This window comes from Shewanella sp. SM73 (assembly GCF_025653795.1).
GTDB classification, from domain to species: domain Bacteria; phylum Pseudomonadota; class Gammaproteobacteria; order Enterobacterales; family Shewanellaceae; genus Shewanella; species Shewanella oncorhynchi.
In genome coordinates, this window is sequence record NZ_JAKKRY010000011.1 from 85,756 (window position 1) to 112,171 (window position 26,416).

Here is a 26,416-nt window from a genome sequence, read left to right on the forward strand (position 1 = left end):
AAGATTTACTCGGGAAGTTCGTAATCATTCACTCGTTTTATGGCTTGCAGGCAGTAATAGACACTTTAAGTAGTCGACTTGGTCTTGTTGTTTTTAACCTTATACCATCGCCTTGCTGTAAAACGAGAATATCATAGGGCATGATCTTGATAAGCTTGCCATTATGCTCCCATGTCATGGTATCTAAGCAGCAAAGTATTTGGATGATAGGGACGTAAGCTTTAGTTTTTTGCAGTTCATTTTGGGGGGTGTTTGAGGTTGCAATCTGTTCTTCGATAAATATGTCATCAAAGCTAAGCCTTTGCGTATGCGCTTTAAATGCGCCGCGTTTGGTCATGACATTGAAATCAATAACATCACTGCTTAATAATTGACTTGTTATTGAGGTTTCACCAGTAAAGCAGAATGGGCTATCTGTGGGTGTGAGTCGCTTATACTCAGTTGTATCTCTCAGTATCTTTTCTTTTGCTCCAAGGCCATTTATCTGTTTTGTCCCTTCATGACTATCGATGCTGAGTTCAACACCATCGCCTTCCAGAATGAGCAGTTGCCTGTCTATGTCGATAAATGATGAAAAAGGTCCGTTGCTGCTAATACTTGCAATGCTGATCCGATAATCAAATTCAGTAAGTTCGGCATTGATGGGGGAAATGAGTAGCTGTTTTGTGCTTCCACCACCATTTTTCCATGGCGTTGATGGGCAATCTTGATAGCGGATCAGTTGTATGCTGTTATTCAAAATAACCTCTTTATTGGTTAAGAAGGTTTGTTTCGCCTTTTTTAGCTTCACAACTTCTAGAACGTCGCTTTGCGGTTGCAGAACATTTCTGTGTGACTTATGGATAACGGTACGGAGGCTTTGCTCTTACGTTAAGTGCAAAGCCGCCGTTATTCATAATCTAATACCGCAGCTGAGTGCTAGCTGCCAGCTCTGCTTTTATAGACCTTTCTTTTTCAACACATAATTTGCAGCAAGTTCGCCGGTGATCCGTTTGCCTTCAGTGTCTAACATGATCAACTGATTTTCACCGACCAAATATTGTGTACCATCTTCTAGGGTGATTTTCTGGCCCAGTTCGTCCCATGTCATTTTACCCATTAGTTTTAAAATCTTTTCATCTTTACCTAAATAAACTGTTTCTTGAACAAAGCTATTATCAGCTTGCAAAGTGATTAGGGTTTGCATTCCTTCACAACTGGCGCAAGGCAATACGCCTTCATAACTACCTGCCCAATCGAGTGAGTTTTGGCTGGTATCACCTACTGGGACGGATTTTGCCGCTTCTGTTTGAGCTTGGGCTGTATTGACTGCCGTTTCTTCTTTTGGGGCTTCTGAGCAAGCCGTGGTGAATAAAGTCAGCAGTGCGATGTAACATAGTGATTTTTTCATAGTAGCTCCAATAGAAATTTGGGGAATTATGCATTAAGTGCTCTCATCATACCCGCCAAGACTAGGTTAGGCTAACTTTTGCTATTTCTATTTTTATAACAATGACTTAAGTTGTTTTTGTGTGGATTTTAAGTGGCCAGTATGTTAGTTGTTAGTCCTAAGCGGTAATCAACGGGATGATAATTTATCCTTTGAAACTAGTCACTTTCAAGATTGAATCTATACTAAAACGTAACTATTCATCGTAAACGGTGGTTTTGTGGCGTTATTTAAGAAAAGTGCTGATGTTATCGAAGATACATCCCATAAGCCTAAACAAGGCATTTGGAAGGTGGCCATTATTGATGATGAACCTGGGATCCATGATGTCACTCGATTTGCGTTAAAAAATCTGACCTTAGATAATCGAGTCTTGCAGTTCTACTCCTGTTACAGCGCTGCTGAAGGTTTAACATTATTTCAAACTGAATCAGATATTGCCTTGGCCTTTATTGATGTCGTCATGGAAACCGATCATGCAGGCTTAGAGCTAGTCCAAAAAATTCGCACTGAATTAAATAACCACAGTACCCGCATCATTTTACGTACGGGTCAGCCGGGGCAAGCACCTGAAGAGCAAGTTATTCGGGATTTTGACATTAACGATTATAAAGCTAAAACAGAGCTCACCGCGGCTCGGCTTAAGTCTTGTGTGTACACGTCATTGCGCTCCTATCGCGATATAAAAATTATCGAGCAAAGCCAAAAGGGGATGGAAAAAGTGATTGCTGCTTCCACCTCTGTACTTAAGAGCCATACATTGCATAACTTTGGTAGTGCAGTGCTCGAACAGACCTTGCAGCTGCTCAATCTTGAAAGCTCGGCTCTTTATCTCACGAGTTATCATCAAGACCTTTACCTCGATACTCAAATGAATCTGCTGGCCGCCACGGGAGATATGATCAGTTACTTTGAAGGTGGCAGCGTTGAGACTCTGCCAGGGGATGTGCGGGAACATATTATTGAAGCGATAGCGCTAAAAACCTCGCTGATCCGTGACAATATTTATGTTGGATTTTATGAGCTTAGTGGCCATGTCACCAGTATTCTCTATTTACAACACAACACTAAGTTAACGGATTTTCAAGTCAGCATTCTTGAGCTATTTGCGGCAAATGTGAGCTTAACCTTTGAGAACTTATCGGGTCGCGAAAATGTGCAGCAGACACAAAGGGAGCTAATTTTAATCATTGGAGATGCCATTGAGCAGCGCAGTAAGGAGACGGGAGCCCATGTGCGCCGTGTAGCGCGCATGACAGAAATGCTCGCGATTGCCATTGGTATGAAGGCAGACTTTATCGAAACTATTCGTTATGCGGCGCCTCTTCATGATGTAGGCAAAATCGGTATCCCTGAGAGTATTTTGCATAAGCCCGGTAAACTCGATGCCGAGGAATGGGCGATTATGCAAACCCACGCAGAGAAGGGTTATAACCTGTTGGTTGGCTCAAATCGTATCATTGCCAAAATGGGCGCTAGAATTGCTTATACTCACCATGAACGTTGGGATGGGCAAGGTTATCCCCGTGGGCTATCGCAGGAAGACATTCCGATTGAAGGCCGCCTCATGGCGATTGTCGATGTGATTGATGCTTTGCTTTCCAAGCGAAGTTACAAAGAGGCTTGGTCAGTTGAGGCGGTGCGCGAGTACATCTTAGCGCAATCGGGTAAACAGTTTGATCCCGTGTTATGTGAAGCCAGCCTTGATTTGTTAGATGTGTTTGCCTCCCTACATATTCATATTCCGGATGAGCCACTATGACCCGAATGCTTGATCGAATTTTATTTGATGTCAGTAAGTCTCAGGTTATTGATGAGGGTGATCTCATTCAAGCATCACAACTTATCGTGAGCTCAATTTGTAAGGGATTACAGATCTCTCGGGCGGGCATTTGGTTGTTGAGTCCGGATAATCAGAGCATCACTTGTTATTATTCACTCGACAATCAACAGCCACTAGAAGCGTTAGTGCTCACTCGCGCGCAGTTTCCCCATTACTTTAGCTTGCTCGACAATGAGCGCACAATTGTCGCCAATAAGGCGCAAACGGATCCCGCCACTAAAGAATTTGTCGAAACCTATCTGAAACCGAATCAGATCAGCTCTTTGTTGGATAGTCCTATTCGTCACCACGGAAAAATGGTGGGGATTATTTGTTCTGAACATCAGGGAGAGGCGAGGGAATGGACTCGGGATGAGAAGGCCTTTGCCTCGGCACTCGCCGACCTTTTTGGTCGAGCCATGAGTGCTAAAGAGATCATTGAATATCAACAACAGCTCAAGCTCATTAATACCGATCTTGAGCATCAAGTTGAGCTGCGCACCGCAGAGCTTGAAACAGCATTATCGACTTTAAAATCAACCCAAAAGCACTTAATTGAAAATGAAAAAATGGCGGCCTTAGGCAGCTTAGTCGCCGGTGTTGCCCATGAAGTGAACACACCCCTTGGCATAGCTGTCACATCCGTGACCCATTGTTTGGATGAGTTATCCCTATTGAAAGGACTCTTTGAGAAAAACGAGCTTGATGAGGATAAATTTGTCAGCTTTATCAATACAATGCAGGATGGTTTATGTTTAATTGAGCGTAACCTTTCCCGCGCTGCAGAACTGGTGCATAACTTCAAGCGTACTGCTGCAGACCAATCGATACTGGAACGCGAGCGCTTTAATCTGAAGAATTATATTTTTCAGATATTTAGTTCATTAAAACCCTTGATGCGTAAGAAAAATATCACTTTAAAAGTTGAACTTGACGATAATATTTTTATTGATTCTTACCCCGGTGCGATCGCACAAATTTTCACTAACTTAGTCGCGAACAGTTTTCGTCATGCTTTTCCCGATGATTTTGTCGGTGATAAGCAAATTGTGATAGTAGTTGAAAAAATGGCTTCGCAGATCAAGATGATTTATGAAGATAATGGTGTAGGCATGTCAGATGAAGTGAAAGCCAAAGCATTCGAGCCCTTTTTTACCACCGCAAGGCAGAGTGGTGGAACAGGTTTGGGGATGTCGATTATTTATAATCTGATCACACAAAAACTGAATGGTAATGTGTCACTCTTCTCAGCGCCTAATCAGGGGTTACGTATTGAGATGCTGATCCCTGAAAGTAGTAAGGGTTGAGATAGGTTAGCGTCTTCTTATATGTTTATTAAGTAAAAGACGAATTGAAATCTTACTGAGCCAAAATGGTATTTAGCTTTTGCGGTTTAATATTCTGTTGCGTTGTTTTTCCTGCATTAACAGCCAACAGTCCTGTTATCTGTTCTTCCTGCTCGCGACATTTTGTATGCTACAATCTTGGCACTTCAACATGGCTTATCAATCCTAAATATTTCAATGAGAAAAGGCATTTTACTGGCGGGCGGTACTGGCTCGCGTCTTTATCCTATGACGCAGGTTGTCTGTAAGCAATTACTGCCCATTTATGATAAACCAATGATTTATTACCCTTTGGCCACTCTGATGCAAGCTGAGATTCGGGATATATTGATCCTTTTTATACCCTACTATTTCGCTGTTTCGTGCATGACTCTATAAGCAGGTATTGGATGAAATATAGCGAAACAGAATTAGCCGAAGTATTGGTGTTTGAACCTCAAGTATTTGGTGATGAGCGTGGTTTTTTTAAGGAAACGTTCAGGCAATCCTATTTTGATGCTTGTTTTACTGCAAGAGGACTTGAGCCTCCCGTATTTGTGCAGGAAAACCAGAGTCGTTCGCAACACAATGTTCTGCGAGGCTTGCATTTTCAACGGCAAAAACCGCAGGGTAAATTGGTGCGGGTCTGTGCAGGGAGCATTTTTGATGTTGCCGTCGATATTAGGGCTGACTCGGCCACCTATGGGAAATGGGTTGGGCGAGTGCTATCGGCAGATAATCATCTGCAAATGTGGATCCCACCGGGCTTTGCGCACGGTTTTTATGTTCTTAGTGATTATGCTGATGTTATTTATCAATGTACCCAATATTATGATCCTGAAGATGAAAGCGTTTTAGCTTGGAACTGTGCTGAGTTTGCCATTGATTGGCCATTAATTGCCGCACCGATTTTATCCACCAGAGATAGCCTCGCCAGTACACCCTCATAAAGCTAATCACTACTTGTATTAAATAAATGGCCAATAGAGTCGTGAGCTAATTTGGCAGTGCAGATTTTACTATTGTAAGTTAGTCCTAATGGCAGAAAACAAAACGGGCAAGAATTATCTTGCCCGTTTTGAGGTTTAGCTGCGTACTACTATTTAATGGGGTCTACACTGGGTCTGGTATACCAAGGTGACCGCGCATCAGTCATATCAAATAAGTTGTATTTACGACCAAGCATTTGGCCACCGTCACGGGTCAACGGCATCCAAGAGAGGAAGCCACGGCTTTGAGTCGGTCTAATTGTCATTAAATCGAATGGGATCGAAATATAGAATCCCTTGGTAAAGCTACCTTCACCGTATTCTTCTGCCGACAAGTTAGTCTTAGTCGCAAATGCACCGACGATAACGCCACTATCAAACTGTTTTGAGAAATCGACAGTTATGCCTTTGTCCTCGGTAAGATATTGGCCTGCACTGACTTTTAGCAAGGTATTCGGGAACCACTTTGGCTGGTAATAAGCGGTCGCATGTCCTGTCACTACGCCTGTCTGCACTCGATAGGCGCGATTGGTCAGTGGGTCAAACTGATTTTCATCCTCGAAGAAACCAAACATGCTGTCAGGATCTCTTTGTTTCGCATAGTTAACATCAAAACCGAATGCCCATTCACTGTTTAGCGGTCGATAAAGGAATTCGGTACCTACTCCGCCATACATCATCTCTAAATAACCACCATAGGCTTGATAGGAGATGTTATCGCTCAGATTATCCATCCAAGTTAGCTGTAAGTTAGTCGCTCTGACCGTTGAGTCATGGACATATTGACGAATAAGCGTTCTTACGCGTTTTAAGTCGGTACCATCAGGTGGAACATCGTATAAAAATTTATCGTAGTTATCATAGAGATTCAAATAAAGTGATCCCGAAAATTCCAAGCGATCATTAAATCGATACGCAGCACTGCCAGTAACACCTATGTTGAACATATAGAAACCTTCTGAACCACCGAAGGATTGCACCATTGTGGGGGCAATATCAAAACTTAATTTATCCAACCAATCCTCATGGGATTGGGTTACTAATGTTCCTTGAGGCGACCTTGGTACACTGATTTCTGTGCTATCCGCCATATCTGCATTGATATAACCATAGGTAGCTACTTGAGCGAATTTATCAGCGTCGATACGTGTCTCTGTTATCGGCTGCTTATAACGGGTTTCAATAAGACGATATTCAGTAATTATCTGCTTGTTCGTGTTATTTGCCAGTATCGTCGCCGCTCTATGGTGGGCTTCTTTACGGTCCATATACTTTACTTGATCTGCAACCACGGTCACGCTGTGATTATCAAGATAGATTTTTAGATTGTCGTAACCAGCGATAGTACTAAGCTCAGTCGCTACTCTGTCCCAATCAGTTTGGCTGGGCATTTCAGCGTGGATAGTCGTGTTTGTAACCGGTTCTGACTTTGATGACTCAGGTGTTACTAATGGCTGAGTTGTTACCGTTGAAATAGCCGTATCGGTAGAGGATTGTGCTGTTTCTTCTGTACCGTCATGCGTTACTCTTTTACCAGACATAGGTACTGCTGCTATAGGTTTATATTTCTCTGCAGGAGTATCACGTTTAATTTGTCGTAAGTCATTGAAGTTAGTCTGCAGGCTAACGCCTAAAGTCCAAGTATTACCACGCTCATAGCTTAGGTGGAAATCACTCCAGCTCGTTGCTCGGTAGAGTAAGCCATAGTTAAATTTACTGTCTTGTGACATATCGACTCCACCACCAGTGACGGGGAAATCTGCAAGATAATCATTGCCATCATATTCTACTTTTACTCGTAAAGGTTCCCACGGCGTTTGATATTCAATGCCTCCATATAATGCAGCACAGCCTTTAAACCAACGTTGATAGTCGACAGTTCCACCTGAAGCACCATATGATGTGTCTCTGTTGCAGTTATCATTAAGATCTTTTTTATCCGAAGTCAGGTTACCGCTATTTCCTATATAGCCCCAGCCTATCCCTAAGGTAAAGTCGACTGGACCAACACGTTTAGTGGCCGCAATAAACTCGCCATCAAATAAGCCTGTACCGCCAAAATCTCTTATACCAATAGAAGTTTCTGGTAACCAGTAACTTTCTTCCACTAGACGGACTTTAAAATCGATACCTTTATCAGTGTACTTGGTGTTACCGCTGAAACTCGGATCGTTACTGTAGAGTAGATCTTGTACTTGGGTATAACGAACCGTAGTTTCAAACCAAGGGAATAATTGCACTGAAGCTGAAAAATGCTGGTATTCAGAGTTATAAGTTGTTGCAAAATTAAACTCACCCTCAGGAGCCATACGTCCTGTAGGCATTTGCATTAATCCTACACCACCAAAGTCCGATTGTGAGGCTAAGAGTGGAGGATAGCTAAATTCATCGGCTTGGATATGGAATAAAGGGAAAAGAGCCAGAGCAATTGCTGAAAGTTTACTTAACGTAAGATTAGAATGGGTAGCGTTATTCATTACAGAGCCCGATTCCTTAATAATTCAATAATATTGGCGTTCAATGTGCTGTAGTCTTCTACTAAGTCTGAAAATTCAACATAAAGGACAGCTCCTGGAGCAATATCTTGCGCTTGAGCATTCCAATAGGCTATTGGTTGTTTTAGTGCTTTACCATCTGGTTGAACTATCCATACGAAGCTATTATCAGCGTTTTCTAATGGAATTGCTTTCGCTAAATAGTCTTTACTATTTTTATTGACTTGCCATTCAAAACTTCCCGCTTTAGCTACCGCACCCATGACAAGTACAGTCGTAGGTCTCTGAGGTAAGATAAGTTCGAAACGGCCATCAATTAGAGGGTTGTATGAGTCATTTATCCTGATTAAATCAAGATGTAATGGCTGCATTACGCGCTGTCCAAGTTTGATTTGTCGTAAAAACTGCGCAAGTTTTGCAAGCTTTGCTGTATAGATACTGTCATCTGCAGCTTGACCCATTTGTGCTAGTTGGGACAGGGTTTCTTTGCGTTTAGCTTCTAAAGCGGCAGTGTTTTGGATATCGAGTAGTGCTGCACCCAACCAATAAATAGGGGTTATCTCTTTATGATTGTTTTTATTATGTATTTGAAGTTGTTGTAAGCCGTCCAGTACTACTTTATCAAGACGAATCGATGTTGGATAAAGTAATTCAACTTGTGCATCTTGGTTTGACGACGTTGTAACTAACAATTGAGTTTCAGCCTGAGCTACTGTCGCTAAAACAGAACTGAGCAGTAGCGCTAAGGGCATTAAATAGGATCTCATTGGGACTCCACTAAGACGCAAATGGCTTGAGTAATGTAATTTCGATAAAAGGCTGATTAGGGGCAATTTTTTGACGACTCTTAATCACATGACCTGTTTCTGGTGTTAGCCAAAATTCATTTTGATACTGAATATTGAGATTATCTACCGAAACTGATTCAAGGTAATGTAGCGCTTGGGTTGGAGTATCGTTGATGAGAATGTTTTCTTTAGCAATAAAACTAAAATGTGAATTTACGTGGTAGCCAAAGTGATATCCGGGTTGCCAATCAATCGTTCGAGTCCATGTTTTGGGAGTGCTATCTAAATGTAAGCCTAAGAGTATAGGATCTGGCTCATTGCTTTCTACTGCAATTAAATCACCTGTTAATAGGTTGCTCGTCCTAACCAATCGTCCATTTATTGTTACTAACATGGCTTTATCTGCAGAGAGCCATTTTAACTCTGTTATTGCAGGAGTCGGTGGCAGCGTTAAGGTGAACTTAGGCTCTGCAAGTGCAAGTACAATGAACGCTTGAGGTATACCATCGATTCGAGCATAGATACTGGCATAGGGGATATTATTAACTTGCTGTTCCGACAATTGAGTATCTTTGTCACCGATAAAGGCTAACTTCAAAGTATCGTTAAGTGCGCTGATTCTTTGGCTACAAGCGGTTGTGTTTACTAACACAATCGAGATTGTCAGTAGTGACAGTAATTTTTTATATATACGCATCCGAGTTGCTTATTCTCAATTAGGATTAAATAGCGAATTTAAAGAGGTATCAGACAGATTTCAAGTTATGAAATTAACTTTGTAAACACTCAAAAAAAACAACCGCCCATAAGGCGGCTGTTTAAAAGCATACTAACAATAGCTTAGTTACCAGTGCCTGTAGTTGTACCTGTGCCAGTACCTGTGTTGGTAATTGGGTTACCATCAGAACTGTTAGAGATAACAACTGCGCCAGCAATTGCAGCAGCAGCAGCTACGCTACCAGCAACGATAACACCAGTACTAGTGCTTGCAGCAGTACCAGTACCTGCAGCTTCGCCTTCAACTGCATTTGCAGCCATAGAGCTGAATGCTGTGATTGCAACGATAAGTGCTAGTGAAGTTTTTTTCATCGTGATTCCCTTTTTGAAAAAATGTGCATGATTTTTTGATAATCTAGTACAGCATAGTAAGCGATGCAAACAAAATTATCAATGTTAAATCCATCTTCTTCCTCATGCGAAAGTTTGAATTTCGGCACTAATATTATCCATTTTGCATGATTTTTAGTGAAGAAACTGATTAAGTCGTTAGCTTATTTTAAGCAAAAGAAATCTTTAAGTTCATCGATTTTTTCCATGGCATCTTTATAGCCTAAGTCGATTAAAGCGCTGGTATACGTTTTTTCGAAGAGTAGGTAGGACACAATACTTGAGTCTGATTGCCTGTCTATACCGATGAAGCCGAGTAAGGTTTTAACGGCCCATGGCATGTCATCATAGAAGCGGGCAGCAATTTTGCTGAGATCTTCGCTAGGTTTGATGACTAGGGCTTTAATCGGATGCAAGGCGAGTTTGTTACGGCTTGACTCAGGAATCAGGCTTAAAGTGTTATTGATCCTTTCTAGTCTCTCAAGGTCGCTATTTAAGGTATCTGAAAAGATGGTATCGAGCAGATGACCCGCTATTGTCGCTGTTTTTGGGTGATATTCTAGTTCCATAGGAAAGTGCTTGTGCGGGCTCTCTAAGTTAATGACTAAGAGTTTTTCGGCGCCTAAATGAATAGGGCTTGAGAGCGGTGCTAGCTGATGGACTGAACCATCACCATAATAGGCTTGGTTGAGTTTAATGGATGGAAATACCATAGGGATTGCCGAACTGGCGAGTAGGTGCTCGGTATTGAGCATGATACGTTCGCCACTGCGACGGGCACGGGTCCAGTTTTCGATTTCTTTCGCGGCTTGGAAAAAGGTCACTGAGCGAGAGTTATTATAACAAGAGGCATCCACACTCAGTGCCGTCAGTGAGCCATTACGGATATTACGGTCGATACGTTTAAAGTCGATAAGCTCATTGAGTAAGCCTCTTAGCGGATCATTATCGAGCAGACTGCCTGCATCGGTATTGACCTTATCATCTTGCATGCCTTTGAGGGCCATTTTCGTTAGATGGCTGAGAACGCCTGTGATCGAAGCTCGGTAGACTTTTCGAGTTTCAAAGTGACGCCAAACCCATTCGAGTTTTCTGACACCAAGGTGAAAGCAAGAGGCATGGGTAGCGATAGCGGTGCCATTGATGGCACCCGCAGAGGTTCCGCAAATAATTTTAAAGGGAATACCATGATTGCGTGGATAAAGCTGGACCAGTGCTTTTAACACGCCGACTTGGTAGGCCGCCCTAGCGCCGCCACCGCCTAAGACTAATGCAGTTGATGTAGGCAATCTTCAGACTCAATTTATTGTTTTAATAGTTTTATTAAAGCAACGCCCCCCTATAAAAAGCAAGTCGGTAGACTCAATTAGTTGTAAATTTCGATTTATCGTTTATTCGATTGCTGGAACATTTCGCTTTAGACAATTAATCCGCTGTAACTTTGGTCGTTTTGCTGAGGCCAAAGCAATGCTCCGATGCTGGAAACTCACCCGTCCTCACTTCTTGGGCATATTGGGCGCAGGCCTTAGTGATCAATGATCCTAAGTCGATATAGCGTTTAGCAAATTTAGGCGTGTAGTCAGAAAATAAGCCTAAGATATCCTCAGTCACGAGCACTTGACCATCGCAGGCGGGTGAGGCGCCAATGCCTATGACTGGGATTGAGACTCCTGCCGTAACTGTGCGCGCCGCGAGCTCGGATGTGCCTTCAATCAGTATGCTAAAAGCGCCTGCTTGCTCAAAGTCTTTCGCTAAACTAACGAGGGCTTCGATGGCGGCGGCATCCCTTGCTTGGGTTTTAAATCCACCCAATTGATTCACGTGTTGCGGCATTAATCCTATGTGTGGCATCACAGGGATCCCTCGCTGGGTTAAAAAACGAGTGGTGTCGAGCATCTCTGCGCCACCCTCGAGTTTTACCGCCTGCGCGCCTGTGCGTATTAATACTTGGCTGGCATGTCTGAAGGCTTGCTGAGGCGATACTTGATAACTCCCAAAGGGCATATCGATAATAACGCAGGCATGTGCTGCGCCGCGAGTGACAGCAAGACCATGATTAATCATCATTTCTAAGGTAACCCCGAGTGTAGAGTCTTGCCCATAAACAACCATGCCGACGGAGTCGCCGACGATAATCATATCCACATGGGGATCGATAATTTCTGCCATCGGCTTTTCATAGGCGGTGAGAGCAACTATGGGGGTTTTACCTTTCATTTTTTGTAATGTAACGGGCGTTATGCGATTTTTATCCATGTGGATACTCATGTCATCTCCAATTTATTCAGTCTGATATGACATGTTAGCGTTTGCTGCTTTGGCTTGAGCTCGATAGATTGACTTAATGTCTAGATAAAAAGACACTTATTTACAAAAGGTGCTGCTAAACAAAGAGGCGCTTCTATACGGAAGAGGCTCGATAATACGAAAAGAAGCTTCGATATAAAAATCACCTTGGGCGATAACACCTTGAATCAAGTCACTGACACGCATTTATCCCAGCAGCATATTGCTCAGCACACGCAGGTCGCACCTTCACGTTTAGCCGCCGCAGGGCTAAGTGCCTCCATCATGTTGCTTAAGCGAACACTCAAGCCGTTTGAACATGTACAGCGCCATAGTCATTCTTGGGGACAGGTCATTTATGCCAGTCAAGGCGTGTTGAGTGTGATCACGCCTGCTGGGCGTTACATTGTGCCGCCTGAGCAAGCGGTGTGGGTGCCTCCCTTTGTCGATCATGAGGTTATCGCGCTAGGTCAGGTGCAATTGAGTAGTCTGTATTTGGATGAAACCCGGATAGGCGGGTTTCCACCTGACTGTACTTGTTTGAGTGTGAAGCCTGTTTTGCAGTTATTACTGCAAGAGGCTAATGCCTTAGTGAAGAGTGAGGCTGGGCTGATTAAGCCCGATGATAAGGATCGCGTCATGCGGCTCTTGCTAGTGATCCGTGACTTTATGGTGCTCGCCCCTAAGGTCGCCTTGGATTTACCTTATCCTAAGGATAAAAAATTACTGCGCATTACCGAGGCTTTGCTTGCCGATCCAAGCGAACAGCGCACTTTGGTGGATTGGCAGCGGGAGGTCGGTGCCTCGGCACGCACGTTAGCGAGATTATTTAAACAGCAAACAGGGCTGAGTTATAGCCAATGGTTGCAAAGGCTTAGATTGCAGGTGGCGATTCAAATGCTCAGCCGAGGTGAATCTGTACTCACTACTGCGTTATCCTTAGGTTATGCCTCGGGTTCAGCCTTTGGTTATATGTTTAGGCAGTTGATGGGCGTCGCTCCGAGTCAGTACCAGTTAGCGCAAAATACCTTGCCAAAAATACAGTGCCCAAAATACAGCGGTAAACAGCCACATATAAAAAGTCATGTCGCGAGTGAGCGACGACAGTCAATAAAAGTCCAATAAAAAACGCACTTAAGCTGGGCTCAAGTGCGTTTCGTTTTTGATCTTCAGCTTGTCTACATTTCGCGTTGAGGTTTAGCCTTTAACTGCGTTTTTCAGGAAGTCGAGCAGTTGATCGAATGGAATATCTTGTTTTTCACCTGTGCGGCGGTTTTTGTATTCAAATACGCCAGCATCGATATTGCGATCGCCAATCACCACTGTATGTGGGATACCAATCAGTTCCATATCGGCGAACATCACGCCTGGACGCTCTTTACGATCGTCCAATAACACTTCGATACCCGCTTCGTTTAAGTCTTTGTATAACTGCTCGGCGATATCGGTGACGCGGTGCGACTTGTGCATGTTCATTGGCAGAATGCCCACGCTAAATGGCGCAATCGCTTCTGGCCAAATGATGCCACGGTCATCGAAGTTTTGTTCGATGGCTGCTGCCACAATACGGCTCACGCCGACACCGTAACAACCCATCAGTAGCACCTGTGACTTGCCATTTTCGTCAAGTACAGTCGCGTTCATCGATTTAGAATAGTTAGTGCCCAGTTGGAAAATATGGCCCACTTCGATACCGCGTGCCATAGCATAAGTGCCTGAACCATCAGGTGTTGGCTCGCCTTCGACTACGTTACGGATATCGGCAACTTGCGCTGTCGGCAGATCGCGTTCCCAGTTGATACCAAAATAATGTTTATCATCAACGTTAGCACCGGCGGCAAAATCGCTCATGACGCTAACGCTGTGATCGATAACGATAGGGATTTTAAGACCGATAGGGCCAAGTGAACCAGGACCTGCGCCAATGGCGTCACGGATCAGCGCTTCTGGCGCCATTTCCAATGGTGATGCGACTAAGTCTAACTTGTCAGCCTTGACTTCGTTGAGTTCATGGTCGCCACGAACGATTAACGCCACTAGCGGAGCGGCTTCGGTCGCACCTTTAACGATCAAGGTTTTGACCGTTTTAGTGATATCCAAACCAAACTGCTCAACTAATTCCGCAATGGTCTTCGCATTTGGGGTATCGACTAAACGCAATGCTTCGGTGGCTGCGCCGCGTGGTTCAGTTGGCATAGGTGATTCGGCTTTCTCAATGTTAGCCGCGTAATCGCTGCCCGTTGAGTAAGCAATTAAATCTTCACCGCTTTGTGCCAGAACATGGAACTCGTGTGACATGCTGCCACCGATTGAACCCGTATCAGCTAAAACTGGGCGGAAAGCTAAGCCCATGCGCGATAGAATGTTGCTATAGGCTGTGTACATAGCCTCATAGGTTTCATTCATGGTATCGACGTCAAGGTGGAAAGAGTAGGCGTCTTTCATCAAGAATTCGCGTGAGCGCATCATGCCAAAACGTGGACGAACTTCGTCACGGAATTTGGTTTGGATTTGGTAAAGGTTCAGCGGTAATTGCTTGTATGAGCTGACTTCTTTACGAATGAGATCTGTGATCACTTCTTCGTGGGTTGGCCCCAGTACGAAGTCGCGATTGTGACGATCTTTAAAGCGCAGCAGCTCGGGACCAAACTTTTCCCAACGACCCGTTTCTACCCACAAGTCTGCCGGTTGTACCATAGGCATTAGAATTTCAATTGCACCGGCTTTGTTCATTTCTTCACGAACAATGGCTTCGACTTTACGCAGTACACGTAAGCCCGTGGGGAGGTAGCTATAAAGGCCCGACGCATTACGACGGATCATGCCCGCACGTAACATTAATTGATGACTAATGACTTCTGCGTTGGCAGGAGTTTCTTTCTGTGTTGATAGCAGGTACTTGCTGACGCGCATTACCGATGTCCAAATTTGAGTTGAATGGTCGCCATTTTATCACCTGCTTTGGTGATGTCACCTAGGGATTTAGGTTAAATTCAACTAGCTGGGAGATAAATAGCATTTTTTGATGCTGGATAACGGATAACGGATAACGGATAACGGATAACGGATAACGGATAACGGATAACGCAAGGAAGAGCGCTGCGCTGTTAGAGCGTGACTTCGTCACTGCTAGTATCAAGATAATCCTTACTGCTTACTTATCCCGTCTATCACCAATCACTTTGGCGGGGTTGCCAGCCACGATCGCCCAGTCGGGTACATCTTTCGTCACTATGCTGCCCATGCCGACCACAGCGTGATCGCCAATGGTCACACCATCGACTATGCCTGCCTGAGCGCCAATCCACACATCTTGGCCAATAACAATGCCTTTGGAGTTGGCGGCTTGTTGATAGATGGGAGTATCTGGCGCCATGCCATGGTTAAAGGCGTAAAGGGTGACATTATTGGCGATGCGGGTTTGATTGCCTATCTGAATCCCGACCCTGCCGCCATCGAAGGAGCAACCATGATTAATCGCCACTTCGTCCCCTAGCGTGATAGGCCCATGCAAAAAACACTCGGCGGCGATCATGCAGCGATTACCCATGCGGATATCACGATTGGGTTCGGCAAATAACTGCGCCTCTGGGGCGATAAAACAGTGCTCGCCGATAGTTACCGTTTCGAGGGCACAAAGTTTTGCTTGAATATCGTCTTGCCAAGGTTTGGCCCAGATTAAATGTTTCTCTTTTAAAGAAAAATACAGCCACGGCATCCAAGAGAGCCGCTTTTTATGCTGGCTTTGATAATCAGGTTTTGATGTAGGCATTGGCGCGGACATTTAGCCACATTTCCCCGGTTTGAGTTCCAATACCAAGATGTATTCTTGGTCATTGTCATCGACCGCCATTTGCCAGAACACATCTAAATCATAGAGGGCGACTTGATATAACTTAGGATCGTCCTTGGCTTTTTTGTAGGCGGGGCGCGGATCTTGCCCCAGCACACCGCGGATAAGCAGAGCTAAATCTGTGTAGGTTTCCTGCAGGGCGTAACGCTCAATCTGTGTCTTGGCATGGTCAGAATACACCACTGAAATCAGTTTAGGCGCGTCTTGGGCAATGCCACCCACAGCATCGGTAATAGAATCTGAGAAAGGAATGTATGGCTTAATATCAATTATCGGTGTGCCATCGAGCAGATCCATACCGGAAATTTCGAGGCACACTTTGCCCTTGCGCTGCACTACACCGTGCAATTTCACCACAGATTGACCTATGCCATTGGGGCGAAAAGTGGAGCGAGTGGCGAACACGCCGAGTTTTTCATTGCCGCCTAAACGCGGCGGGCGCACTGTGGTTTTCCAACCTTGGGCAAGATTCTCATGGAAGCAAAACAGTAACCAGAGATGGGAATATTGCTCTATGCCACGTACCGCATCGATATGATTCACATGGGGCTCTAGTTCGACATAGCCGCGCGCTTCAACAAGTCCGGGTTGTCTTGGAATGCCAAATTTTTGTTTATAGGGCGTGCGGCATGTTGCCACTGCGATAATTTGGTTGGTAAATGTCATGCAAAAATTACCTAAAAAGATAAATATAACAACCGCCTAAGCTCATCATTCTAAGCTAATCATTAAGGCCCATCTTTGTGTGCTAATAATGCAGCATTGGTCATGAAGCGTTAGCCATTAAGCGGTTGATAGGGGCAATCTTAGAACACTATAGGATCACGCCGCGAGCAGTATGCTTAATATGCGTGAGGCTTACTCTGTTGTAGCCGTTTTTACTGCTTGACCAACGCATAATGCGCGGCTGATACAACCTTGGGCAGCTTCTTCAAATATGACACATTGCTTGATGATAATGCCGTTAGCCCCTTTATCTGCCGCATTGCGACGGGCTTCGGTTCTGGCATCGGCAAGCGACGCGGGCGCACCGTTAGCATCGGCCTGACAGGACTCACCTTCGACTAATCCTTTTAATTCATAATGACCTTTCGGCAAGGTATCGCCTTCATAAAGGACGACATCGGATGCCTTGAAATAGTCATTAATCGCCTCACTGTCCAAATTACTGTTAAAACTGTAGTCGCTTGCACAGGCACTGAGCAGGAGCACTAATGCACTTGAGAGGATAATTTTCATGGTTTGACCTGAGGTTGAGGAGAAAACTGCGCAACCTTGGTAGGTTGCGCCGATGCGATATTATTATCTGAGTAAATTCTACCGCTTAAGGTACTTTTGATAAAGCTGCTGATGGCGATTATTCAGATCTATCTGCCGCCCTTCAATCCAGATAGCCTCAATTTTATTGGTCATAGGGTCGAGAATGTCCCCCTCTGACAGCACGACACTGCCTTGGTATCCCACCGCTATCGCACCTAAATCTTCCACACCTAACAGTTTTGCGGCATCTAAGGTGATGGACTTAAGTGCTTGTTCAGGCGTTAAACCATAGGCGGCGCTGTAGCCTGCGGCGTAGGGGAGGTTACGGCTATTCCAGTCCGATGAGAACCCAAGGGCGAAGGGAATACCTGCATTGGCGAGTAAAGATGGGATCTTAAAGGGTAAATCGACTGGCTCATCTTTACGTTTAGGCAGACTCAAGGTATGAGGGTAAATGACTCCAGCCTTAACTTCCGTTAGGCTTGAGTCCAAACGCCATGCATCGTATCCGCCGACAATTACCAGTTTGAATTGGTATTTTTTCGTCAAGGCGATCATTTGCTCAATTTGGCCAACACTGTCGGCATGGGCAAACAGTGTCGCTTTGCCTTGGTATAGCGGCAACATGGCCTGCCAGCGCAGGTTGTTGGTCGCAGACTGGGGATTTTCATCCTGGTTTTTGTCTTTACCGTTGGCCTTATCACTTAAGAAATAGCGATAGCCATCTTCAAAGGCGATATTGAGCTTGTCGATCGCCAGCTGATTTTTCTCGATGGCCTTGGCTTTCTCTTTTTCATCTTCTGGCATGCGTTTGATTTGCGGCCAATAGACATGGAACTGTCCAGCACTTGGCGTCAGCGCATCTTCAATCGTCCATGCATCGAGATCCACCAGTACCGATTGTCCAGCTAACCCATCACCGCTTGGGACGATTTGTGCGTGGGTAATGCCGTTGTAACGTATGGTCGGGATGAGCTCCGAATCAGGATTGTAAGCTGTGGCTGTGCTGATCTGCGGATTGATATAACCCACCTCGGCGTTATCAACTGTTGGGCGGCTCATTTCAATTTCGACTAAGCCTAAGCTGGTGTCTAGGGCGATTAAGCCCGGATACAAGTGTTTACCGCTGGCATCGATGATTTGAGTGTCGCTGGTTTCTGCGGTTGCATTGTTGATTTGGCTAGTCAGTTTAGGCCCAACTGCCATGATCTTGCCATTTTCAATTAAGACGTCTGTGTTGCTGAGCACGCCTTGACTGACTGTGTGCACAGTGGCGTTTTTAATCAGTAAGCTGCGGCTTTGTTTAGGTGTAGGCACAATATCGCTTGCCATAGCTGGGGCCAGCGTGGTGCAAATTGCGCCGAGTAGCGCCACAAACAAAACGGTTTTAGATAAATGTTGCATTATTTGGCTCCCTCATGAGCGTGGCCCCATGCCTGATAGTGGGTGTCGCAGTGCCACTGTGGCTCGTTGAGTGGCGTGACTTTTTCACCCGCTTTACTTTGGTCATCACTGCTGAGAATTTTTTGGATAAGTGCGGCGCGCTCGTTCACTACAGCTTGTTGGGCAACTTGGTCTTGGTCGCGGTCAAAATAGCGTTTTCCTTCAACCCATGCCTGCGTCACTTTGGCGTAAATAGACAGAGGCTCTGCGTTCCAGAGTACGATATCGGCCATTTTGCCTGGGGTGAGTGAACCCACAAACTCATCGACTCTTAATTGTTTGGCTGGATTGATAGTAACCATGTTCCAAGCGTCTTCCTTCGACATATTGCAATACATCATAGACTTAGCCGCTTCTTGGTTGAGTCTGCGCTGCATTTCATAGTCGTCTGAGTTTATGCTGGTGGTCACGCCTTTGTTTTGCATCAGGCAAGCGTTTTGCGGAATCGCGTCGTACACCTCAAACTTATAGGCCCACCAATCGGCAAAGGTCGATGCGCCAGCGCCATGGGCGGCCAGTTCACTCGCCACTTTGTAACCTTCGAGCACATGGGTAAAAGTTTGCACTTTAAAGTGGTAGGCCTCGGCTAGGCGGATAAACATCAGAATTTCTGACTGCACGTAAGAATGAATGTGCACATCACGTTGCTGATTTAATACTTCGGCCACCGCCTGCAGGCGATAACTTGGGCGCGGTGCGACGGTTTTTTTCTTATCGCTGGAGCGCAGGTCATCATAGGCTTTTAACGCATTCTCATAGGCGATGGCGGCATCGAAGGTCTCTTCAAATAACGCTTTGACTCCCATGCGGGTTTGTGGGAAACGTTGTACAAATTTCTCTCCCCAGTTGCTCTGCTTTACGTTTTCACCTAAAGCGAACTTGATACTGGCGGGCGCGTTAGCAAATTTAAGTTGCTCGGCCGTTTCGCCCCATTTCATTTTGATCAGTTGCGATTGGCCGCCAATAGGATTGGCGCTGCCGTGCAGAATTTGTGCGCTGGTGACACCGCCAGCTAAGGCGCGATAGAGTGAAATATCGTCGGGATTAATCACATCACCAATCCGCACCTCAGAGGTTACGGCATCTGTGCCTTCGTTGGTGCCGCCATTTATGGCGATATGCGAGTGTTCATCAATAATGCCCGCAGTAAGATGTTTACCTGTTGCATCTAGGACTTGATAACCAGAAGGCGTACTGAGTTGCTGGCCAATTTTTTCGATGCGGCCATTGGCCATCAAGAGATCTGCATGTTCGAGAATGCCTTGCTTATCCGAGGTCCACAGGGTGGCATTTTTGATGTGCAGCTTCTCAACCTTAGGCGCTTCGCTCAGTCCGTAAGCGACGTTAGGGTAGGTGAGGTGACTCACTAGACTCGTGTTGGCTTCATTCTTGGGAGCATGATTGCTTGCTTGGTCTGCTTTTTTGAGCTTTGCAGTTTGAGTTAAAGCGACACCGGCAACATTTGTAGTGCGACTTTTTGCATCGACCATACGACCTTGAATGCCGTCATCGGCCATCCACAGCGTAAAGCGGCTAAGGCCGTTAATGCCTGCGGCGCTCAAATCGGCAGTAAAGCTCAATCTTCCGTTATCATCTAACTTAAGTTGAGTGAGTGAGATACTTTGTTCGCCACTGCTTAAATTGCCTTGGATGTTGGGTTTATCACTTTTACTTTCATCATGTAGCGATAAATCTAGCGTGAGGTTATTGAGGCTTAATTGGTAATCTCCCAGTAATCGTGCTTGGGGAAGTGAGCGTAGACTTTGCTCCTGACCTTGCAACCAAACACTGTAGATCTGGCCATCTTTAAAGATATTGCCTTTAGTGATAACAAAGTCAGCCATATAACCGGGCGCGAGTTTACCGGTAAAGTCGGCGGTGCCTGTCATCTCTGCGGCTTGGGTGGTGAGTGCTGCGAGAGCGTTTTCTTCACTTAAACCTTGGGCAATGGCTTGGCGTAGGCGCGGCCAGAAGGCATCTGTCTTAATCCCAAATTGCGTTAACGCAAAGGGGATACCCGCGTTAGCTACCGCTGCAGGGTTGGTTGGTGCACGTTCCCACTGTCTTAAATCCGCCAGTGATACTTCACGATCAGCGTCATCTGTGCCGACATCGGGCGCCTGCGGATAGTTTAAAGGTAAGATTAACGGATAGTTTAGCGCCTTTAACTCATTGATGCGTGAGTATTCTTGACCATTACCAAGTAGGTTGGCTGGCAGTTTATGTTCTTTGAGTAAATGGGCTGCACGTAATTGGTCGTTGAGATTTTTGGTTTCAAAGATAATTTGCTTATCGGCTAAATTATCTAAACGCTCAAAGGCGATATTAAATTCGACTTGATTGTTTATTGCGCCATTGGCAGGTTTGTTTTTATTTTGGTTATACCAATTTGCATCGGCAAAGGTTTGCCTAATAAGTGCAATGCTGCCCATTAATGATGAGGGATAATCTTGTTCAGACGAACCTTTATCGAATGCCATAAAAGGTTGACTGCGGGCGCGATAAATCACTTCATTAGCCGTTTTGTCTGCTAATGAAAGGCTGACACCCGTCCCACGGAAGATACCGTCGAGTTTGCTACTTTGCACACTGGTGAAACCATTATTAATCCACTCTTTTGCGCGTTCTTTATTGGGGTAAACGTAATTAAACCATTCTTTTTCAGAATGAATTGCACCATTTTCCGCATTACCACCGATACGTTTTATATCATAGACGGGGCGAGTGAGCTTAAGTTTGGGATATTCGAACTCAATCCCATAATCGGTAAAAGGATCGATAAATCCGGGATAAATTGTATAACCACTCAAATCGATTCTAAATGCGCCAGCGGGAATGTCGTTGTGCTCAATAATGGCTTTAATTCGATTATTTTCAATTAATAAAGTGGCATCGCTTAAACGCTTTCCCGGTGCAATAATTAATTCAGCATGGGTAAATGCAGTGAGTTTACTGGATGTTGTTCCAGTATTGAGTTGGGCAAATGTTGTTTGTGATACTAAGCTAGCGATTATGCTGCAGCTTATCATTATCTTATTGTTTATCTGCATTATTTTATTCAATCGAGTGAGGGTGAACAAAGAGTAACTGAAAGCAGATGTAAATACTAAGGCTGAATTGTAACGTAATTTGAGCGGGAGTGAGGTGCGGAATTAACGGCTGTCGTTTAAGTTTGAAACGATTGATGGATATAAAAAAGCTCGCAACTAATGCGAGCTTTTATGCAAACTTGTGTTGGCAATTAGCGCCATCACACTTGGTTGGATTAGATTAAGAAATCTTCCATAGAACGACCTTTGTTGATCTCGTTCTTAAATACGGTAGGCATACGGCCTTGGCCAGTCCATTGAACCATTTCACCGTCAACTTCAATTTGGTATTTAGCTGGACGAGGAGCGCGTTTCTTCGCAGCAGCTTTAACAGCTACGCCACCTAAGTCATCAATTGATAAACCAACGGCTTCCATTTGTTGACGGATTTCTTCAATCTTAGCATTACGAGCTGCCATGGCTTGTTCTTCTTCCTCAGCCATAGACTCGCGTTCTACTAAAATTTTATCTAATTTGTCGGCTAAATCACGTAACTCTTCAACGCTAAGTTCTTTTACTGCTGCTTTAAAACGACGGCCGTGAGTTAATATCTCTAAAAATTCGCTCATATCTATTTTCGTCCCACTCTATTTTTAATACAGGATAATGGTGAACAACACCTAAATGATAGAAACTAATATAGCTCGAATCAAATAAAATTATGCGTTTTAAGGAAATTAAATATTATTTATTTTTTGAACTTTTCTTATTCCCTCAAATAAGTGTCCAAAAAAGTGGCCGTTGCAGCGGATTAAAAAATACAAACAGGCGTTTGACTTTGGTTGACGTTAACGTTAACAGGACGTAAAGTTGCTCTATCCTGCATTGGTATTAACCAATGTTTTGTCCATGTACATGAAAGTGTAGGAAGGAAACCCTATGAAAGTATTGGTGCCCGTTAAGCGCGTTGTTGATGCCAATGTGAAGGTCAGGGTCAAAGCTGACAATACAAGTGTTGACACTGCAAACCTAAAAATGGCGTTGAACCCTTTTTGTGAAATCGCAGTAGAAGAAGCGGTTCGTTTAAAAGAAGCGGGTAGCGCTACTGAAGTGGTTGTTGTCAGTATTGGTAATAAAGCCGTGCAAGAACAACTGCGTACCGCGCTTGCATTAGGCGCAGATCGTGCAATTCATATCGATACTGAAGAAGAGCTCGTGCCAGTGTCTATCGCCAAATTGCTCAAAGCGGTACAAGACAAAGAACAAGCAGAGCTGGTGATTTTTGGTAAGCAATCCATCGATGGTGATAATAACCAAACTGGCCAAATGTTTGCCGCGTTAATGGATATGCCACAGGCGACCTTTGCTTCAGAAATCAAATTAGAAGCGAATACATTACAAGTCACCCGTGAAATTGACGGCGGCATGCAAACTCTCAAGCTGCCTTTACCTGCTGTCGTGACCGCTGATCTACGTTTGAACGAACCCCGTTACGCTTCACTACCTAACATAATGAAAGCCAAGCGTAAGCCATTAGAAGTATTTACTGTGGCAGACTTAGGCGTGACGTTAAAGAGTCACCAAACGATTGTGAAGGTCACTCCGCCAGCTGAACGTAAAGCGGGCATCATGGTAGCGTCGGTAGCTGAGCTAGTTGAAAAGTTAAAAAATGAAGCGAAGGTGATCTAAATGGCCATTTTAGTATTAGCTGAACATGATAATGCTGCACTGAAACTCGATACGGCAAAAATTGTTACCGCCGCCCGTGCCATAGGCGATGAAGTACATGTCTTAGTTGCGGGTCACCAATGTGGCGCGGTTGTCCAAGCGGCGCAGGCACTACAAGGTGTTAGCCAAGTACTCGTTGCTGATGCCAGCGTGTATGAAGCGCATTTAGCGGAAAATTTTGCCAAATTGCTGGTGGACTTAGCGCCAAACTATGGTCACATTCTGGCCTCGGCTTCAAGTTTAGGTAAGGACACGCTTCCGCGCGTTGCAGCATTATTAGATGTCGCGCAAATCTCAGAAGTTATTACCGTCGTCAATGCCGATACCTTTGTGCGCCCTGTGTATGCGGGTAACGCCTTAGCGACAGTGCAAAGCCATGATGCCATTAAAGTGATAACAGTGCGCGCCAGTGCGTTTGACGCTGCGCCAGAAGGTAACAGTGCAGCTGTGACGACACTTGATAAAGTGTTTGAAGCGAGAACTCAGTTTGTTTCTCAATCGCTGACAGTTTCTGCCCGTCCAGAGTTAGGCAATGCTGGCATTATTGTATCTGGTGGCCGAGGCATGGGCAGTGGTGAAAACTTCGGCATGTTAGAGCAACTTGCTGACAAGCTCGGTGCAGCAGTTGGCGCATCACGCGCCGCAGTTGACGCAGGTTTTGTGCCTAACGATTTACAAGTAGGTCAAACCGGTAAAATCGTTGCGCCAAACTTGTATATTGCCGTCGGTATTTCTGGCGCGATTCAACATTTAGCCGGCATGAAAGACGCTAAAGTCATCGTTGCAATCAACAAAGATCCTGAAGCGCCGATTTTTCAAGTTGCCGATTATGGACTCGTTGCTGATCTGTTTGAGGCGGTTCCTGAGCTGATTACAAGTCTCAGTTGATTTTATCTGTGATCTAGGTCACATTAAGTGGCTTTGCGGTAGCATCTGCTAAGCCGCTTATGTTTTTATGTGCCTCACGCCCGTGCAAGGGCGTTCTTAGAAGTAGAGGCGCGCCAAATATTAGTAGTGATCAGTAGGGTGATTCCGTTGATCGATTGCGAAAGGATTTGGTGCCGAAGTGGTTCGATTTATCACGATCAACTGCTGGGGTTGTACCTAATAGGTGCAGCACTGCCATAGTATTTTCCGATATGGATTTTGGGAATAGTTACTATGGAGCGCTACTGATAGGACAGGTGACCTTGGGTATCTATTGCCTTTTCCCACCAGTTCAGTCGCCCTCCATTCGTATTTAACGAAGATAATAATCAATGACTGTTATGAATTATGCCGATTCGGCACTTTCCTTGTTGCCGCCTGCGGTGGCTATCGTGTTGGCGATCTTGACTCGCCGTGTACTGCTTTCTTTGGGGTTAGGTATTTTAATTGGTGCTTTATTGCTCAATCAATTTTCACCTTTAGCAACGGGTGAGTTTGTATTTAATGGCGTTAAAGGGCTTTTTTGGACTGATAAAGGTCTAAATTCGTGGAACTTATATATTCTCGGTTTCTTAATTGTACTGGGAATGATTACAGCGTTAATTACCGTAAGTGGCAGCGCGCGGGCTTTTGCCGATTGGGCTCGTTTACATATACGTAATAAACGTGATGCTAAACTATTGACCATGTTTTTAGGTTGCGTAGTTTTTATTGATGATTATTTCAATAGTTTAGTTGTTGGTTCGGTCGCTCGACCTGTTACCGATCGTTATTATGTTTCCCGTGCTAAGTTAGCTTATTTATTAGATTCTACTGCCGCGCCTGTGTGCGTTATTTCTCCAGTTTCGAGCTGGGGCGCTTATATTATCGCACTCATTGGCGGGATATTAACTGCCCATGGTTTTGCTGATACGGGTCATTTGAGTATTTTTATTCAAATGATCCCAATGAACTTTTACGCAATCTTCTCCTTGTTATTATTACTTTTTGTTGTCTTTATGGGATTAGATGTTGGGCCAATGCGTGAGCATGAGCTCAATGCCCAACGTGGTAATTTATACGATGAGTCTAAAGGATTACCGCCTGGGGCTAACGCGGATTTACCTGAAGCCGAAACCGGTAAGATTTTAGGTCTATTTCTGCCGATTACCGTGTTGGTATTTGCAACCCTCTATTTTATGATTAACAGTGGCGCTCAAGTACTCGCGGCGGAAGGGATTGAATTTAATATTATTTCTGCTTTTGAGAAAACCGATGTCAGTTCATCACTTTTCTTTGGTGCATTAATTGGTCTAGCGGTTTCGCTGATATTGAATTTAGTGCAAGGCGTTGAGAAATTGATGATAGTCAAAGGTATAGTGCAGGGCGCTCGCTCTATGCTGCCGGCGATTTACATCCTGTTATTTGCTTGGACAATCGCAGGTGTGATTGGTCAACTCGAAACCGGTAAGTTTATGGCGAGTTTAGCAACAGGAAATATTCCGTTCGCGTTTTTACCCGCCTTAATGTTTGTGCTAGCAGGTATTACCGCGTTCTCAACTGGTACTAGCTGGGGTACGTTCGGGATCATGTTGCCGATTGCTGCTGATATGGCGATGGGAAGTCACACTGGCATGATGTTGCCTATGCTTGCCTCTGTGCTGGCGGGTGCTGTATTTGGCGATCATTGCTCGCCGATTTCCGACACGACTATCTTGTCGTCTACGGGCGCCAGTTGCCACCACATCGACCATGTGGTGACTCAGCTACCTTATGCACTCATTGCGGCGTTTATTAGCTTAGTGGGTTATGTGGCACTTGGATTTACCGAGTCTGTTGTCGCTGGTTTAGTGGCTTGTAGTGTGGCATTTGTGATCAGTATTATCGTACTTAAAATCAAATCTAAAGGCGCAATTAGCTAGACGTTAATTGAAACCTTTCACTGCAAACGTTCAC

At 44.7% G+C, this 26,416-nt stretch carries 23 protein-coding genes, 1 pseudogene and 1 riboswitch; of the genes and pseudogenes, 8 read left to right on the plus strand and 16 right to left on the minus strand.

Going from position 1 to position 26,416, the window contains the following annotated elements; translation table 11 throughout:
• Positions 1-37: 37 nt before the first annotated feature.
• Both L5M51_RS15415 and L5M51_RS15420 read right to left on the minus strand, forming a co-directional pair.
• Entirely contained in the window at positions 38-790 is a 753-nt protein-coding gene (locus L5M51_RS15415) for a HutD family protein (protein WP_411569254.1), read from the minus strand.
• 147 nt (positions 791-937) lie between these two features.
• Positions 938-1,390, minus strand: a complete 453-nt coding sequence (locus L5M51_RS15420; RefSeq protein WP_263173639.1) for a copper resistance protein NlpE — start codon at positions 1,388-1,390, stop codon at positions 938-940.
• A 259-nt stretch (positions 1,391-1,649) separates the two neighbouring features.
• Here L5M51_RS15420 and L5M51_RS15425 point away from each other — a divergent pair, with 259 nt between their 5' ends.
• From L5M51_RS15425 to rfbC, 4 genes and pseudogenes are all read left to right on the plus strand, one after another.
• Positions 1,650-3,191 (plus strand): DUF3369 domain-containing protein, encoded by a 1,542-nt coding sequence (locus L5M51_RS15425; protein WP_263139279.1) that lies wholly within the window; start codon positions 1,650-1,652, stop codon positions 3,189-3,191.
• Positions 3,188-4,558 (plus strand): GAF domain-containing sensor histidine kinase, encoded by a 1,371-nt coding sequence (locus tag L5M51_RS15430; RefSeq protein WP_263173640.1) that lies wholly within the window; start codon positions 3,188-3,190, stop codon positions 4,556-4,558. The genes L5M51_RS15425 and L5M51_RS15430 overlap by 4 nt, the downstream gene beginning before the upstream one ends.
• Before the next feature lie 216 nt (positions 4,559-4,774).
• Positions 4,775-4,942: pseudogene (locus L5M51_RS15435) on the plus strand (sugar phosphate nucleotidyltransferase); the annotation flags it as partial.
• A 44-nt stretch (positions 4,943-4,986) separates the two neighbouring features.
• Positions 4,987-5,526 (plus strand): dTDP-4-dehydrorhamnose 3,5-epimerase, encoded by a 540-nt coding sequence (rfbC, locus tag L5M51_RS15440; protein ID WP_263173642.1) that lies wholly within the window; start codon positions 4,987-4,989, stop codon positions 5,524-5,526.
• A 149-nt stretch (positions 5,527-5,675) separates the two neighbouring features.
• On the opposite strand, the gene L5M51_RS15445 is transcribed toward rfbC, so the two are convergent.
• From L5M51_RS15445 to panB, 6 genes are all read right to left on the minus strand, one after another.
• Complete coding sequence (locus L5M51_RS15445; protein ID WP_263173643.1) at positions 5,676-8,042, minus strand: YjbH domain-containing protein; 2,367 nt, start codon at positions 8,040-8,042, stop codon at positions 5,676-5,678.
• Entirely contained in the window at positions 8,042-8,827 is a 786-nt protein-coding gene (locus L5M51_RS15450; protein WP_173497675.1) for a capsule biosynthesis GfcC family protein, read from the minus strand. Before L5M51_RS15450 ends, L5M51_RS15445 begins: the two co-directional genes overlap by 1 nt.
• 10 nt (positions 8,828-8,837) lie before the next feature.
• A complete protein-coding gene (locus tag L5M51_RS15455) occupies positions 8,838-9,545 on the minus strand; it encodes a YjbF family lipoprotein (RefSeq protein ID WP_263148500.1) in 708 nt (235 codons plus the stop codon).
• A gap of 143 nt (positions 9,546-9,688) precedes the next feature.
• Positions 9,689-9,937 carry a hypothetical protein gene (locus L5M51_RS15460; protein WP_173243905.1) on the minus strand — a complete coding sequence of 83 codons (249 nt, stop codon included), beginning with the start codon at positions 9,935-9,937 and terminating at the stop codon, positions 9,689-9,691.
• 182 nt (positions 9,938-10,119) lie between these two features.
• Complete coding sequence (locus L5M51_RS15465) at positions 10,120-11,244, minus strand: patatin-like phospholipase family protein (protein WP_028761134.1); 1,125 nt, start codon at positions 11,242-11,244, stop codon at positions 10,120-10,122.
• A 136-nt stretch (positions 11,245-11,380) separates the two neighbouring features.
• Positions 11,381-12,223 carry a 3-methyl-2-oxobutanoate hydroxymethyltransferase gene (panB, locus tag L5M51_RS15470; protein ID WP_263173645.1) on the minus strand — a complete coding sequence of 281 codons (843 nt, stop codon included), beginning with the start codon at positions 12,221-12,223 and terminating at the stop codon, positions 11,381-11,383.
• Positions 12,224-12,409: 186 nt separating this feature from the next.
• Here panB and L5M51_RS15475 point away from each other — a divergent pair, with 186 nt between their 5' ends.
• Positions 12,410-13,366 (plus strand): helix-turn-helix transcriptional regulator, encoded by a 957-nt coding sequence (locus tag L5M51_RS15475; RefSeq protein ID WP_317629949.1) that lies wholly within the window; start codon positions 12,410-12,412, stop codon positions 13,364-13,366.
• 72 nt (positions 13,367-13,438) lie between these two features.
• Here L5M51_RS15475 and L5M51_RS15480 read toward each other — a convergent pair whose 3' ends face one another.
• The 8 genes from L5M51_RS15480 to L5M51_RS15515 form a co-directional block, all read right to left on the minus strand.
• Positions 13,439-15,154 carry a proline--tRNA ligase gene (locus L5M51_RS15480; protein ID WP_263173647.1) on the minus strand — a complete coding sequence of 572 codons (1,716 nt, stop codon included), beginning with the start codon at positions 15,152-15,154 and terminating at the stop codon, positions 13,439-13,441.
• A 61-nt stretch (positions 15,155-15,215) separates the two neighbouring features.
• A complete protein-coding gene (locus L5M51_RS15485; protein WP_263173649.1) occupies positions 15,216-15,368 on the minus strand; it encodes a hypothetical protein in 153 nt (50 codons plus the stop codon).
• A 27-nt stretch (positions 15,369-15,395) separates the two neighbouring features.
• The gene (locus L5M51_RS15490) at positions 15,396-16,025 is read right to left on the minus strand and encodes an acyltransferase (protein WP_263173651.1); all 630 of its coding nucleotides are present in this window, start codon (positions 16,023-16,025) and stop codon (positions 15,396-15,398) included.
• On the minus strand, positions 16,026-16,760 hold the full coding sequence (gene tsaA / locus L5M51_RS15495; protein WP_219253353.1) for a tRNA (N6-threonylcarbamoyladenosine(37)-N6)-methyltransferase TrmO: 735 nt from the start codon (positions 16,758-16,760) through the stop codon (positions 16,026-16,028).
• A 192-nt stretch (positions 16,761-16,952) separates the two neighbouring features.
• Positions 16,953-17,333: an Rcs stress response system protein RcsF gene (rcsF, locus tag L5M51_RS15500; protein ID WP_263173654.1), complete on the minus strand. Its 381-nt coding sequence runs from the start codon at positions 17,331-17,333 to the stop codon at positions 16,953-16,955.
• 78 nt (positions 17,334-17,411) lie between these two features.
• Positions 17,412-18,758 (minus strand): amidohydrolase family protein, encoded by a 1,347-nt coding sequence (locus tag L5M51_RS15505; RefSeq protein WP_263173656.1) that lies wholly within the window; start codon positions 18,756-18,758, stop codon positions 17,412-17,414.
• Positions 18,758-21,847: an amidohydrolase family protein gene (locus tag L5M51_RS15510; protein ID WP_263173657.1), complete on the minus strand. Its 3,090-nt coding sequence runs from the start codon at positions 21,845-21,847 to the stop codon at positions 18,758-18,760. The genes L5M51_RS15505 and L5M51_RS15510 overlap by 1 nt, the downstream gene beginning before the upstream one ends.
• A gap of 215 nt (positions 21,848-22,062) precedes the next feature.
• Entirely contained in the window at positions 22,063-22,455 is a 393-nt protein-coding gene (locus L5M51_RS15515; protein ID WP_028761125.1) for an H-NS family nucleoid-associated regulatory protein, read from the minus strand.
• Between the two features lie 310 nt (positions 22,456-22,765).
• Between L5M51_RS15515 and L5M51_RS15520 the strand changes: the two genes are divergently transcribed.
• From L5M51_RS15520 to L5M51_RS15530, 3 genes are all read left to right on the plus strand, one after another.
• A complete protein-coding gene (locus L5M51_RS15520) occupies positions 22,766-23,515 on the plus strand; it encodes an electron transfer flavoprotein subunit beta/FixA family protein (protein ID WP_028761124.1) in 750 nt (249 codons plus the stop codon).
• Positions 23,516-24,442: an electron transfer flavoprotein subunit alpha/FixB family protein gene (locus tag L5M51_RS15525; protein WP_131523133.1), complete on the plus strand. Its 927-nt coding sequence runs from the start codon at positions 23,516-23,518 to the stop codon at positions 24,440-24,442.
• Between the two features lie 95 nt (positions 24,443-24,537).
• A riboswitch (Lysine riboswitch) is annotated at positions 24,538-24,734 on the plus strand.
• Between the two features lie 79 nt (positions 24,735-24,813).
• Positions 24,814-26,382 carry a Na+/H+ antiporter NhaC family protein gene (locus L5M51_RS15530; protein WP_028761122.1) on the plus strand — a complete coding sequence of 523 codons (1,569 nt, stop codon included), beginning with the start codon at positions 24,814-24,816 and terminating at the stop codon, positions 26,380-26,382.
• Positions 26,383-26,416 lie beyond the last annotated feature (34 nt).

Coding starts and splice junctions, on each gene's coding strand:
- L5M51_RS15420 (WP_263173639.1), bottom strand. CDS start 1,390: ATGAAAAAATCACTATGTTACATCGCACTGCTGACTTTATTCACCACG.
- L5M51_RS15430 (WP_263173640.1), top strand. CDS start 3,188: ATGACCCGAATGCTTGATCGAATTTTATTTGATGTCAGTAAGTCTCAG.
- rfbC (WP_263173642.1), top strand. CDS start 4,987: ATGAAATATAGCGAAACAGAATTAGCCGAAGTATTGGTGTTTGAACCT.
- L5M51_RS15445 (WP_263173643.1), bottom strand. CDS start 8,042: ATGAATAACGCTACCCATTCTAATCTTACGTTAAGTAAACTTTCAGCA.
- L5M51_RS15450 (WP_173497675.1), bottom strand. CDS start 8,827: ATGAGATCCTATTTAATGCCCTTAGCGCTACTGCTCAGTTCTGTTTTA.
- L5M51_RS15455 (WP_263148500.1), bottom strand. CDS start 9,545: ATGCGTATATATAAAAAATTACTGTCACTACTGACAATCTCGATTGTG.
- L5M51_RS15460 (WP_173243905.1), bottom strand. CDS start 9,937: ATGAAAAAAACTTCACTAGCACTTATCGTTGCAATCACAGCATTCAGC.
- panB (WP_263173645.1), bottom strand. CDS start 12,223: ATGAGTATCCACATGGATAAAAATCGCATAACGCCCGTTACATTACAA.
- L5M51_RS15480 (WP_263173647.1), bottom strand. CDS start 15,154: ATGCGCGTCAGCAAGTACCTGCTATCAACACAGAAAGAAACTCCTGCC.
- L5M51_RS15490 (WP_263173651.1), bottom strand. CDS start 16,025: ATGTCCGCGCCAATGCCTACATCAAAACCTGATTATCAAAGCCAGCAT.
- tsaA (WP_219253353.1), bottom strand. CDS start 16,760: ATGACATTTACCAACCAAATTATCGCAGTGGCAACATGCCGCACGCCC.
- rcsF (WP_263173654.1), bottom strand. CDS start 17,333: ATGAAAATTATCCTCTCAAGTGCATTAGTGCTCCTGCTCAGTGCCTGT.
- L5M51_RS15505 (WP_263173656.1), bottom strand. CDS start 18,758: ATGCAACATTTATCTAAAACCGTTTTGTTTGTGGCGCTACTCGGCGCA.
- L5M51_RS15510 (WP_263173657.1), bottom strand. CDS start 21,847: ATGCAGATAAACAATAAGATAATGATAAGCTGCAGCATAATCGCTAGC.
- L5M51_RS15515 (WP_028761125.1), bottom strand. CDS start 22,455: ATGAGCGAATTTTTAGAGATATTAACTCACGGCCGTCGTTTTAAAGCA.
- L5M51_RS15520 (WP_028761124.1), top strand. CDS start 22,766: ATGAAAGTATTGGTGCCCGTTAAGCGCGTTGTTGATGCCAATGTGAAG.
- L5M51_RS15525 (WP_131523133.1), top strand. CDS start 23,516: ATGGCCATTTTAGTATTAGCTGAACATGATAATGCTGCACTGAAACTC.
- L5M51_RS15530 (WP_028761122.1), top strand. CDS start 24,814: ATGACTGTTATGAATTATGCCGATTCGGCACTTTCCTTGTTGCCGCCT.